The following is a 12,046-nucleotide window of genomic DNA, read 5'->3' on the forward strand; positions in this document are numbered from 1 at the left end:
GTCGGGGTCGAAGCCGGGGTCGTGGACGGGCGTGGTCAGCCGCGGCGCCGGTACTCCGGGGCCGGGGGCCTCGACGCGGACGGGTCGTCGTCCAGCGTGGCGGAGAGCCACCTCGTGTACGAGGCCTGCCAGCCGGCCGCGGTGTCCTGCCGGAAGTCCACCAGGATCTGGTTGACCCGGCGGACCAGGTCGTCCGCGTCCTTCTTCATCGCCACGCCGTAGTACTCGGTCGTGAACGCCTCGCCCTTGAGCTCCACCGTCGGATCCTGCGCGGCCTGGCTCGCCGCGAGGGCGCCGTCGTTGACGACCGCGTCCACCTCGCCGAGCTGGAGCCGCACCAGGCAGTCCAGTTGGTTGGGCACGGTGGTGGAGATGTCCGTGGACGCGGGCAGGACGCCGCTCCTCTTGTCCTCCTCCAGCTTCGCGTGGGCCGTCGAGCCCTTCGCCGTGCAGATCCTCCGGTCCGCGAGCGTCTCGTCGTACCCCTCGACCGGGGAGGACTTGGGCGCCAGCACCTGCTGGCCCGTCTTGAAGTACGGGGCGGAGAACGCCACGTCCTCCAGGCGCGAGCAGGTGATCGTCATCGTGCGGACGACCAGGTCCACCCGGCCGTCCTGGATCGCCGGGATGCGCTGGTCCGTGGGGATCGCCTTGAACTGGACGGCGTCCGGGTCGCCGAGGATGTCCTCCGCGATGCGGTGCACCAGGTCGATGTCGAAGCCCTCGAGGCGGCCGCTCTCGCCGCTGTTCGGATCGCGGTAGCCCCAGCGGTAGCTGTTCTGGTCCACGCCGACGACCAGCTTGCGCTTCTCGCCGGGGCGGGCCTTGATCGCCGCGATGGCGGGGCCGTCGGCGCGGGACGGCGGCAGGGTCTGCTTCTCGGGGGCCTCGCAGTCGCCGGCCGCGCGGGCGTCGGCGGTCAGGGCCCGGGTGGTGCGGTCGCCCGCCCGGTGGGGCGCGTCCGCCCGCGAGGCGACCGAGCCCGTGCAGGTCAGGACGAGCGCCAGGACGAGTGCGACGGCGCAGGCCGCCGCCATCGCGCCCACTCCGCCCCAGCCCTTCAGACGGGCCCGCAGGTGTCGTACGTGCATGGTCATGGCCCCCTCCGGCTTCGTCGTCCGCCGCTCCCTCATCGGTACTCCGACAGCCTGCGGCCGATGCCCAGCACCGCGCCCGCCGCGCCCAGCACGCCGAGGACCGCCGCCCCCGTCGGCAGACCCGCCAGCGCGTCCCGGCCGGCGCCGGCCGCCGCCGCGAACTCGGCCTCCTCGTGCTCCAGCGCCCGCGCCAGGCTCTTGTCGACGGCGTCGAAGCATTCGCCCGTCGTGCCCTTCGCGCCGATCACCATGTCCAGCGCCTGCTGGTAGTTGCCGTTCTCGTCCTGCGCGCGGGCCGCCGCGTGACGCTTCCGCCACTCCGTCATGCCGCCCAGCGCGGCGGTCACCGGCTGCGCGCCGGTGTCGTCGTCCGCGAGGCGCCGGGCGTGGGCCAGGCCCTCGGCGAGGGCGTCCATGTCGCGGGTGAAGTCGTGGTCGTAGGCGTCGAGGGTCTCGTCACCGGCCTTCCTCGTCTCCGCGCCGCGGGCGACCAGGGTGAGGTTCTCGTTGCCGCGGGCCTTGAGGGAGGCGATGCGGGCGTCGTGCAGGACGTCGAGGGACCGGACGCCGTGGTCGTACGACGCGTCGAGGTGCGAGCGGGCGAGGACGTGACCGGCGGTCAGCCAGAGGAGGACGACGCCCGCTGCCGCCGTCGCCGCCACCAGGCCGGGGTTGAGCACGCGGTGGGTGCGGAGGTAGGTGCGGCGCTGGGCCCAGGCGAGGGCGGCGAGGGTGGCCAGGCCGAGGGCGATCGCCGGCCAGGGGTGGGGGGTGGCGTCCGCGTAGTCCGAACGGAGGCGCTGGTTCTCCTCGGTGTAGAGGTCCTGCGCGGCCGGGAGCATCTCCTGCTGCATCTTCTCGTTCGCGTAGCGCAGGTAGGCGCCGCCCACGGGATATCCCTGACGGTTGTAGGTGCGGGCGCGCTCGACCAGGCCCTTGTACTCGGGGAGCAGGCGGTTGAGCTCGGTGATCGTCTCCGTGGAGGGGGAGCCGGGGGCCGCGTTGGCCGCGGCGTTGACGAGTTTCGCGGCGGCGGTCGCGATGTCGCGTTCGTAGCGCTCGCGGGTGGCCGCGGACTCCTGGCCTCCCGCGAGGAAGCCGCTGCTCGCCGCGGTGTTGGCGTCCGCGAGGGAGCGGTAGATGTCCGCGGCGTCCGAGGTGAGGGGCTGGCTGCTGGTGAGGACGGCGTCGGCGGCCGCGGCCCTGTCCGTCGTCTGCCAGGCGGTGACCGCGCCGAACGCGACGACGAGGGAGGCCAGGAACGCGCCGATGACGCGGAGCCGGCCGGGTTCCGTGGTGGCGGCGTGGCGGAGCTGGTCGACGCCCTCGGCGAAGGCGGTGCGGCGGCGTGCGGGGGGCGGTGCCGGCGGGGTGGCGCGGCCGGGTGCGGCGGGGACGGCGGATGCCGCGGGGGCCGGCGGCTGCGACGGGATCGCGGGCAGTGTCGGTGGTGCGCCCGTGCGCGGTGTGTGTGTCATCTGACCTCCCCCAGGGTCATCCTCCGCGGCAAGTATCGCCGTCGGGCGCGACATCCGCACCGGCCTTGGCACGATCTTGGTGCCCTTGCGGCGTGACGGCCGGACGTTCCGGCCGCCGCACCCCACCCTGCCCAGGAAGACGCCCGGGAAATCCGTTCGGTTTCGGGAGGTCGCGGCTGCCGGCGGGGTGCCCGCCCCGTCCCCTTCCCGCCGTACGCGGCGGCAGCCCGTCTACGGGAAGTGCGCCCGCAGGCGTTCGTGCGCCTCCGGGGGTGCCGCCACGTCGTCCAGGCCGAGGAGGGCCGCCCCCAGGACGGGGCTCGCCGTGACCACGTGGGGTACGGCCTGGGGGGCCGCGGTCGCCAGTCGGGTGCGGATGCCCTCCATGAGGAGGGGGTGCCGGGCTGCCAGGACGCTGCCTCCCAGGACGACCGGGGTCTCCTCGTCCAGGAGGTCCAGGCGGGTGAGGGCCACTGTCGCCATCGTGACGATCTCGCCGGCCTGGCGGTCGACGACGGCGCGGGACACGGGGTCGCCCTGGGCCGCCGTCGCGAAGAGGACGGGGGCTGCCTCGTGACGGCGGTGGGGCGGGATGCGGTGGAGGTGCAGGGCCTCGATCAGGGCGGGCATGCCGGGGACGCCGTAGTGGGCGGGGAGAGCGGTGGTCAGGGCTGTCGCTTCGCCTCTGCCGTCGTCCGCGCGGGCCGCGTGCCACAGGGCCTCCTCGGCCAGGGCCCAGCCGCCGCCCCAGTCGCCCGAGATGCGGCCGAGCGCCGGGAAGCGTGCCGTACGGCCGTCGGGGCGCAGGCCCACGCAGTTGATGCCCGCGCCGCAGACCACGGCCACGCCCCGGGGTTCCGGGACCCCCGCGCGCAGGACGGCGAAGGTGTCGTTGCGGACCGTGACCGTGTCCGACCAGGCGCGGGATGCGACGGCTTCGGTGAGCTCCTTCTCCTCGACGGGGAGGTCCGCGTTGGCCAGGCAGGCTGAGACGTGGGCCGCTCGGGGGACGCCTGCCGTCTCCAGGGCCTCGGTGACCGTGGCGGAGAGGGCGGTCATGGCCCCCTCCAGGCCGTCCGCGGGCGGGCGGAAGCCTCCTCCCCGGGCCGTGGACAGCACCGTGCCGTCGGGGGCGATCACCGCCACGTCCGTCTTGCTGTTGCCCGCGTCGACGGCGAGGACGGCCGCGGTCAGGCCCACGTGAGGTGCTCCCGGTTGTGCGCGATCAGCTCGTCGGTCAGGCGGTCGGCGTACGCGTACTGGCCGATCAGGGGGTGGGCGAGGAGGGCGCGGAGGACCCGGTCGCGGCCGCCGTGCAGGGCCGCCTCCAGGGCGAGGTTCTCGTAGGCCGTGACGTTCGCCACCAGGCCCGCGAAGAGGGGGTCGAGCGGAGCCACGGGGAGGGGCTCCGCCCCCTTGGTGGTGACCGTCGCGGGGACCTCCACGACCGCGTCGTCGGGGAGGAAGGGGAGGGCGCCGTTGTTGGCCGTGTTGACGACCTGGCGCTTCGGGCCCGCGTCGCGCAGGAGGGCCGCCGCCAGGTCGACGGCCGCCTCCGAGTAGTACGCGCCGCCCCGCTCGGCCAGCAGGGCCGGCTTCTCGTCGAGGGCGGGGTTTGCGTAGAGGGCGAGCAGTTCCCTTTCCACGCGGGCCACTTCGGCTGCCCGGGAGGGCTTGGTGCGCATCTCTCGCACGACGTCGTCGTGCGCGTAGAAGTAGCGGAGGTAGTAGGAGGGGACCACGCCCAGGCCGTTCAGGAGGGGGAGGGGGAGGCGGAGGTCCGCGGCGATGGCGTCGCCGTGGTCGGCCAGCAGGCGGGGGAGGACGTTCTCGCCGTCGACGTGGACCGCCGTTTCCCAGGTGAGGTGGTTGAGGCCCACGTGGTCGAGGCGGACCTCCGCGGGGGCGACGTCCAGGAGGGCGGCGAACTTGCGCTGGAGGCCGATCGCCACGTTGCACAGGCCCAGGGCCTTGTGGCCGGCCTGGAGCAGGGCGCGGGTGACGATGCCGACGGGGTTGGTGAAGTCGATGATCCACGCGTCGGGGGCGGTGCGGCGGACCCGTTCCGCGATGTCCAGGACGACCGGGACCGTGCGCAGCGCCTTGGCCAGGCCGCCCGCGCCGGTGGTCTCCTGGCCGACGCAGCCGCACTCCAGGGGCCATGTCTCGTCCTGGAGGCGGGCCGCCTGGCCGCCCACCCGGAGCTGGAGGAGGACCGCGTCGGCGCCGTCCACCGCCGCGTCCAGGTCGGCGGTCGTCACGATGCGGCCGGGGTGGCCCAGGCGGGCGAAGATGCGGCGGGACAGCGGGCCGATCAGGTCGAGGCGGTCCGTCGCCGGGTCGGTCAGGACCAGCTCGGTGACGGGCAGGACGTCCCTCAGCCGCGCGAAGCCGTCGATGAGTTCGGGGGTGTAGGTCGAGCCTCCGCCGACCACGGTGAGTTTCATGCGCTCTCCCTTGCCTCCGGTGCGGGTGACGCCCTCGGACGGGGCGGGGTCAGCGCGAGGTGTCGAAGACCTCGTCGCGGGTGGCCGCGAGCGCGCTCTCCAGTGCGCCGCGCAGCACGGGGTGTTCACGGACGCCGGCCGTCACGAGCCGCGGCCGGGAGGCGGCCAGTTCCGCCAGCTCGCCCTGGACCAGGTCGCGCAGCGGCTCGCCGCCGGCGGTGAGGGCGGTGCCGCTCAGCACGACGAGTCCGGGGTCGAGGACGGCGACCAGGGAGGCCAGGCCGGTCGCCAGCCGGGTGGCGTAGGTGCGCAGCAGCGTGTGGTGCGGTTCCTCGCCGGGGCGGGACGCGGCACGCTCCAGCAGGGCCGCCGCCACCTCGGGGTACGGTCCCTCCGGGACGTCCTCGACGCCCAGCTCGCGGGCGAGCCGGGGCACCGTCTGGGCGCCGGCCAGCTCCTGGAAGCCGCCGCTGTTGGCCTGGGTGACCTGGCGGACCAGCGGGGTGCCGGGCACCGGCAGGAAGCCGACCTCGCCGGCGCCGCCGGTGAAGCCCCGGTGCAGCCGGCCGCCCAGCACCAGGGCGGCGCCCAGGCCCTCCTGGCTCCACAGCAGGACGAAGTCGCCGTGGCCGCGGGCCGCGCCCAGCCGCCGCTCGGCGAGGGCGACGAGATTGACGTCGTTCTCGTACGCGAACGGCATCGGCAGGGCGGCCGCCAGCTCCTCCAGCAGCGTGGGGGAGTGCCAGCCGGGCAGGTGGGAGGCGTAACGCAGGCGGCCGGTGTTCGGGTCGAACGCGCCGGGTGTGCCGATCACCGTGCGGTGGACGTCCGCACGGGTCAGCCCGGCCGCCTTCACCGCGCCGTCCAGGGCGTCCATGACCTGCTGGACGACCGGCACGGCGGGGCGGCGGCCGGGGGTGGGCAGTTCGTGGTGGCCGACGGTGCGGCCGGTGATGTCGGCGACGGCCGCGCGGATCCGGTGCGGGCTCACGTCCAGCCCGGCGGCGTACGCGGCGGCCGGGTTCACGGCGTAGAGCTGGGCGCCCGGGCCCGGGCGGCCCTCGGTGGTGCCGGTGGCGAGGACCAGTCCGGCGGCCTCCAGACGGGCCAGGAGCTGGGAGACGGTCGGCTTGGACAGGCCGGTGAGCTCGCCCGTCCGGGTGCGTGAGAGCGGGCCGTGCTCCAGCAGGAGGTCCAGGGCGGCACGGTCGTTCATGGCGCGCAGGACGCGGGGGGTGCCCGGCGTGCCGGCTGTTCCCGTCACGGGGTGCGCCACCTGCCCTTCGTCGGCCGCACAGCTTCTCGGCGGGCCGCCCGGGACGTCCGTCCCGAGGCGTCCTCCGGTGACTGTCAGGAATGTTTCCTGTCGGACGGGGGGAAGGTAGGCCTGCCGGGGAGCGGCCGTCAAGAGCGGGCCCCCGGACGTGCGCGGGGGCGGCGCCCGGGACCTCCCGGGCGCCGCCCCCGCGCACATGTGGGGCCCGCGGCTACTTGGCGGTGTTCGGCCCTGGCAGCGGGGACGCGGCCATCGACTGCGGCGACACCGAGCTGGCGTACGCGGACGGCGCGGCCATCCCGGCCGTCGGGTCGGCGGCCGGGGCGTCCTCCGTGGCCGTGGCGCCGCCGACGATGCGGATGCCGTTCGCGTCGAAGGCGCGCTTGATGCGCCAGCGCAGCTCCCGCTCCACGGTCAGCGACTTGCCCGGCATGGTCTTCGCGGAGACCCGGACCACCATCGAGTCCAGCAGCACCGAGTCCAGGCCCAGCACCTCGACCGGGCTCCACAGGAGCTCGTTCCAGGGCTCCTCCTTGCTCGTCCGCTCGGCGACCTCGCTGAGGACGGCCTTCACCCGGTCCAGGTCCTCGTCGGAGCGGACCGTGACGTCCACGTTGGCGGTCGCCCAGCCCTGCGACAGGTTCCCTATGCGCTTGACCTCGCCGTTGCGGACGTACCAGATCTCGCCGTCGGCGCCGCGCAGCTTCGTCACCCGCAGCCCCACCTCGATCACCTCGCCGGTGGCCACGCCCGCGTCGACCGTGTCGCCGACGCCGTACTGGTCCTCCAGGATCATGAAGACGCCGGAGAGGAAGTCCGTGACCAGGTTGCGGGCGCCGAAACCGATCGCCACACCGGCCACACCGGCCGACGCGAGCAGCGGCGCCAGGTTGATCTGGAAGGTGCCGAGCACCATCAGCGCGGCCGTGCCCATGATCAGGAACGAGGCCACCGAGCGCAGCACCGAGCCGATCGCCTGCGACCGCTGGCGGCGGCGCTCCGCGTTGACCAGCAGGCCCCCGAGGCCGCCGCCCTCCAGGGACTGGCCGGTGCGGGACATGCGGTCCACCAGCTGGGTGATGGCCCGCCGGACGAGCACGCGCAGGACCACCGCGATCACCGCGATGAGCAGCACCCGCAGCCCGATCGCGAGCCACGTCGACCAGTTCTCCTCGACCCAGCCGGCCGCGTTCGTGGCGCTCTCCTGGGCGTCCTTGAGCGAGGGGACTCCTGGCGTCTCCGACTCCGAGGGGGTCGGTGAGGGGTCGGCGGCCGGCAGGACGGCGGACAAGGACACGGCGGGTACCTCCAGGTGCACGACCCGTCCCCGGTGCGGACGTCAAGGTCTGGGAGATCACGAACAGGTCACCGGTGGGGACGGAGCCCCCACACTAACGGGGCATTGTCAGCGGACCGGCGGAATGTGTGAAGAAGAGACCGCGCTCACCCGCGCGTGAACAGGCCATGATCCCGGGGAGGCGCCGGGTGTGGTCGAAAACACTCCCAGCCCGTTACCGGGACATGGTGGCGCGTTCACCAGGCATGAGGGGAGACTGACTACGGATCGTCTCGGCGCGAGCCACGCGCCGCCGGCGTACAAGGAGGCCGTCCGTGCCGCATGCCCTGGTCCTCAACGCGTCGTACGAGCCGCTCGGCGTCGTACCGCTCCGCCGCGCGCTCGTGCTCGTCCTCGAGAACAAGGCAGTCTGCCTCGAGGAGACCGGCGCCCATCTGCACAGCACGACCGTCACCGTCCCCGCACCCAGCGTGGTCCGGCTCAAGCGTTTCGTACGGGTTCCCTACCGGGGGCCCGTCCCGCTCACCCGCAGGGCGCTGTTCGCCCGTGACGGGGGCCGGTGCGTGTACTGCGGTGGCGTCGCCACCAGCGTCGACCACGTCGTCCCGCGCAGCCGCGGCGGCAAGCACGTCTGGGACAACGTGGTGGCGTCCTGCCGCCGCTGCAACCACGTGAAGGCCGACCGCCACCTGTTCGAACTGGGTTGGCGCCTGCGCCACAAGCCGGCCCCGCCGACCGGCCTGGCCTGGCGCATCATCGGCACGGGTCACCGGGACCCCCGCTGGCTGCCCTACCTCCAGCCGTACGGGGCGGAGGACGCCTTGGCGCGGATCGACGGCATCTCGGCGTGACGGCGGCCGTCCGCGCGGTGCCCCGGGCCGTCCACGCGGTCCCGGGCGCCGCGGGCCGGGCGGCCACGCCGTCGCCGCGGGGCGGGGCCGTGCGGGCCGCCTCGGCGGCGCGCCCCTCCAGGGAGCCGGGCCGGGAACCGTCTCGCTGAGTGACGCTCGGGGGCAGTGCGGCTTCGAACGGTCACTCCGCGACCGCGTACGCCTCTACCGACCACAGCGAGTACCCGTACCGGGTGGCGCGCCGTTCGCCCTGGACGCGGATGTGGCGGACGCCCGGCTCGTCCATGCGGACCGTCTCGTGGCCGCCGCGGCTGTCGCGGACCTCCGCCGCCGTGCGCCAGGACCGGCCGTCCCCGGACACCTCGACGCGGTACGCCGAGGCGTGCGCGTCCTGCCAGCGCAGGCCGACCTTCCCCAGCCGCACCGGACGGTCCAGCTCCACCTGCCACCACGCGTCGTCCTCGGCCGGCGACGACCACCGCGTGCCGGGATCGCCGTCGTTGGCCGCGGAGGCCGGGAAGTCGGGCGTCTCGTCGGCCGAGGACTCCGCCCGGCCGGTGCGGGCCAGGTCGGGGCCCCCGACGGGCGGCACGGCGTCCACGGTGAGCGTGCGGGCCGCGCCGCCGAAGCCGATCCGGACGTCGTAGGACCGCGTGGGCGTGCCCGGCTCCACGGTCACCTCGACCGGCACCCGCAGCGGCGTGCCGCGCGGCACGGACAGCGGCTCCTCCGGCACGCGCACGTCGACGCCCTCCGGCGCGTCCACGGTCAGCCGGTCCCGTACGTCCTCGGGGCGGGCCGAGCCGAGGGTGACGGTCACCGTGCGGGTGCGGCCGATGTCGGCGTCCGCGCGGTCGCCGGGCAGCTCCACCACGGCGTCCGGCACGTCGGCGAACCACGGCACCACGTGCCGCACCCGCTCCGGGTCCGCGTCCACCACCCGGACCGCGTCCACCGGCCGTCCGCTGGCGCGCAGTTCGGTGGCGCCCTCCGCGGCCAGCGCGCCGATCCGCCGCCAGGTCCCGCCGGCCGTCCGCACCTCCACGGAGCCCGTGGTGCCCGGGTCGGTCAGCACCGTCACCGTGTCCAGCACCCGGGCGCGCTCCAGCCGCAGCGCGCCGCCGTCGCCGCCGCTCCCGGACGGCGCGTGCGCGATCCCCGCCCAGCTCTCGTACGCCGTGCGCGCCCGGTTCAGGAAGGGGTCCAGTACGCCCTCGGCGACGGTCACCCGCGCCGGCTCCAGCTCCGTGCGCGCGGTCTCCAGCCGCCGGTACGCGGCCCAGGCGTCGCCCGCGTCGCCCGCCTGCTGGGCGCGCAGCATGTCCAGCGCCGCCGTGCCGGCCTCGCCGTACCGGGCGAGGCGCCCGGTCCAGGGGGTGATCTCGTCGGCGAGGGAGGTGCCGGACAGCCGGCCGGGCAGCTCGCGCAGGTCGGTGAAGGCGGCGCGCAGCCGCCCGGCCGCCGCCGTGTCGCCGGCCCCGCGCGCGGTGGGCCGGGTGCGCCAGAACTCCTCGATCAGCGGCCGCAGGTACGCCGACTCCGTGCCGCCGAGCACCGAGGAGGCGGTGTTGCGGGCGAGGGCGGTCAGCGCCTTCTCGCGCCGGGCGTCGCCGCCGGCCAGGTCGGCGATCGCGGCCCGCCAGGACTCCCGGGGGCGGTACGCGCGCGGGTTCCAGGCGAAGTCGGCGGCCGTGAAGAGGGGGATGCGCGACGCCTCGGGCTGTTCCATCGCGTTGGCGAGCAGCGCGGCCGAACCGGCGGCCACGGCGGGCTCCCGGCCCTGGTAGGGGCCGAGGAAGAGCCGCCCGGGGGCGTAGTCGTTGACCGGGTAGTTGTCCATCGTCACCAGCGGGTGCGCGAACACCTCGCGTGCCTCGGCCAGTTGACGGCCCGTGATGGTGCGGGGCACCACGCCGACGCCGGTCCACGCCACCTCGACGCCGTCGTCCAGCTCCCGCGCCAGCTCCCGCCGGTACGCGGTCGAGCCGTCCTCGTAGTACTCGGTGGGCATCAGGGACAGCGCCGGCGCGCTCGGGTGCCGCCGGTCCAGGTGCCGGGCGACCGCGTTCGCCACGTGCGCCTGGGCGCGGGCGGCCGCCTCGGGGCCGGAGCCGAACCGCTCGGCGTCCGCCCCGCAGTGCCACTCGCTGTAGCTGACGTCCTGGAACTGCACCTGGAAGGCCCGGAAGCCCAGCGCCCACATCGCGTCCAGCTTGCGGGTCAGCGCCCGCAGGTCGTCGTCCGAGGAGAAGCACATCGCCTGTCCCGGCGCCACGGCCCAGCCGAGGGTGACGTGGTTGCGGGCGGCCCGCTCGGCCAGCTCCCGGAACTCCGCGCGCCGCTCGGCCGGGTACGGCTCGCGCCAGCGGGCCTGCCGGTGCGGGTCGTCGCCGGGCGCGTACAGGTACCGGTTCAGCTTGGCGCGGCCCATGAAGTCGAGCTGGGCGAGCCGCTGCCGGTGCGTCCACGGGGTGCCGTAGAAGCCCTCGGTGATCCCGCGCACGGCGGTGCCCGGCCAGTCCCGTACGACGGCGGCGGTGATCGTGCCGTCCGGGCGGACCAGGCGGCGCAGGGTCTGCACGGCGTGGAAGAGGCCGTCGCCGTCCGCCCCGGCCAGGGTCACGGAGCCGTCGCCCGCGGTGAGGGCGTAGCCGCCCGCCGGGAGGGCGCGACGGGGGTCGGCGGAGGCGCGTTCGCTGCCGGCGCGCACCACGAGCGCCCCCTCGGGCACCGGTGCGCCGGAGTCGGTGAACCGGCGCGCGCCGGCCTCCCGCAGGACGTCCTTCAGCGCCTCCAGGGCGTACGGGTCCGCTCCCCGCTCCGCGGCCAGGGCGACCTCCTCGGTCACCCGGACCGGGGCGCCGTTCGCGCGCAGGGAGTGCGGGCGCGGCCACACCGGCGGGACGTCCGCGGCGGCCGGGTCGGCGGCGGGCGACCGGGCCGGACCGGGCGCGGGCACGGCCGTCGCGGCGGGGGCGACGCCCAGGGATCCGGCGAGCACGGCGAGTGCGAGTGCGGCCCTCCGCGCGGTCGCCGTTCTGCCACGCCACAACTGCACGAGGCCCCTCCTGATCCCCGGGACCGGCCGGCCTACGACCGGCGGCCGTGTCCATTCCGTTACCGAGACGCCCCGACCCCACCACTCCCGGAGCGAACGTGTCAATCAGAGGGGGTGTTGTGACGCGTTTGTCCCCCTGTGGAGTGACGATGGAGGGGAAGAATGTGACCAGGTTCACGTTGAACGACTTTGTGCGTCTGCGCTCGCGTCCACTGGGTAGGGCTGCGAGATGACCCGCACGCCCGGCTCGACGAGGAGGCCCTTGGTGGCTGCAGCGGCATACGTCTTCCCCCCGGTCCTGTCCAAACCCGTGGCGGAGCACTCCGCCCGCGACCCCTACGACTGCGTCGTCGGCGCCGAGGGCACCGGCGCCGAGGCCCCCCTGACCAGCGAACCCCCGCTCCCCGACGCGGAGCCCCTGACCAGCGAGCCGCCGCTCGCCGACGCCACCCCGCTGACCAGCGAGTCCGACGCCTTCTCCGACCTCTCGGACCCCGCGGGACTCGACCCCTTCCCGGCCCAGTACCACCCGGAGCCCTAGG

General features: G+C 75.2%; 9 protein-coding genes. 2 read left to right on the forward strand and 7 right to left on the reverse strand.

Annotation, left to right across the window (positions count from 1 at the left end; genetic code table 11):
* Nucleotides 1-35: 35 nt before the first annotated feature.
* The 6 genes from C1708_RS21385 to C1708_RS21410 form a co-directional block, all read right to left on the reverse strand.
* A complete protein-coding gene (locus C1708_RS21385; protein WP_198602555.1) occupies nucleotides 36-1,091 on the reverse strand; it encodes a glutamate ABC transporter substrate-binding protein in 1,056 nt (351 codons plus the stop codon).
* A 38-nt stretch (nucleotides 1,092-1,129) separates the two neighbouring features.
* Nucleotides 1,130-2,575, reverse strand: a complete 1,446-nt coding sequence (locus C1708_RS21390; RefSeq protein ID WP_106414191.1) for a GlnX family signal transduction membrane protein — start codon at nucleotides 2,573-2,575, stop codon at nucleotides 1,130-1,132.
* 231 nt (nucleotides 2,576-2,806) lie between these two features.
* Entirely contained in the window at nucleotides 2,807-3,775 is a 969-nt protein-coding gene (locus C1708_RS21395) for an N-acetylglucosamine kinase (protein ID WP_106414192.1), read from the reverse strand.
* Nucleotides 3,766-5,022 (reverse strand): 6-phospho-beta-glucosidase, encoded by a 1,257-nt coding sequence (locus tag C1708_RS21400; protein WP_106414193.1) that lies wholly within the window; start codon nucleotides 5,020-5,022, stop codon nucleotides 3,766-3,768. Before C1708_RS21400 ends, C1708_RS21395 begins: the two co-directional genes overlap by 10 nt.
* A 49-nt stretch (nucleotides 5,023-5,071) precedes the next feature.
* Nucleotides 5,072-6,286, reverse strand: a complete 1,215-nt coding sequence (locus tag C1708_RS21405) for an ROK family transcriptional regulator (protein WP_106416412.1) — start codon at nucleotides 6,284-6,286, stop codon at nucleotides 5,072-5,074.
* Nucleotides 6,287-6,509: 223 nt separating this feature from the next.
* Entirely contained in the window at nucleotides 6,510-7,595 is a 1,086-nt protein-coding gene (locus C1708_RS21410; RefSeq protein WP_106416413.1) for a mechanosensitive ion channel family protein, read from the reverse strand.
* A 314-nt stretch (nucleotides 7,596-7,909) separates the two neighbouring features.
* Here C1708_RS21410 and C1708_RS21415 point away from each other — a divergent pair, with 314 nt between their 5' ends.
* Nucleotides 7,910-8,446: an HNH endonuclease gene (locus C1708_RS21415; RefSeq protein WP_106414194.1), complete on the forward strand. Its 537-nt coding sequence runs from the start codon at nucleotides 7,910-7,912 to the stop codon at nucleotides 8,444-8,446.
* Nucleotides 8,447-8,627: 181 nt separating this feature from the next.
* Here C1708_RS21415 and C1708_RS21420 read toward each other — a convergent pair whose 3' ends face one another.
* Nucleotides 8,628-11,504: a glycoside hydrolase family 84 protein gene (locus C1708_RS21420; RefSeq protein ID WP_106414195.1), complete on the reverse strand. Its 2,877-nt coding sequence runs from the start codon at nucleotides 11,502-11,504 to the stop codon at nucleotides 8,628-8,630.
* Nucleotides 11,505-11,769: 265 nt separating this feature from the next.
* Between C1708_RS21420 and C1708_RS21425 the strand changes: the two genes are divergently transcribed.
* Nucleotides 11,770-12,045, forward strand: a complete 276-nt coding sequence (locus tag C1708_RS21425) for a hypothetical protein (RefSeq protein WP_106414196.1) — start codon at nucleotides 11,770-11,772, stop codon at nucleotides 12,043-12,045.
* Nucleotide 12,046: the final 1 nt, after the last annotated feature.

Origin of the sequence: Streptomyces sp. DH-12 (assembly GCF_002899455.1) — a bacterium.
Taxonomy (GTDB): Bacteria; Actinomycetota; Actinomycetes; order Streptomycetales; family Streptomycetaceae; genus Streptomyces.

What these genes read in the sequence shown, in the direction of transcription:
- C1708_RS21385 (WP_198602555.1), bottom strand. Translation starts at nt 1,091, where the DNA reads ATGCACGTACGACACCTGCGGGCCCGTCTGAAGGGCTGGGGCGGAGTG.
- C1708_RS21390 (WP_106414191.1), bottom strand. Translation starts at nt 2,575, where the DNA reads ATGACACACACACCGCGCACGGGCGCACCACCGACACTGCCCGCGATC.
- C1708_RS21400 (WP_106414193.1), bottom strand. Translation starts at nt 5,022, where the DNA reads ATGAAACTCACCGTGGTCGGCGGAGGCTCGACCTACACCCCCGAACTC.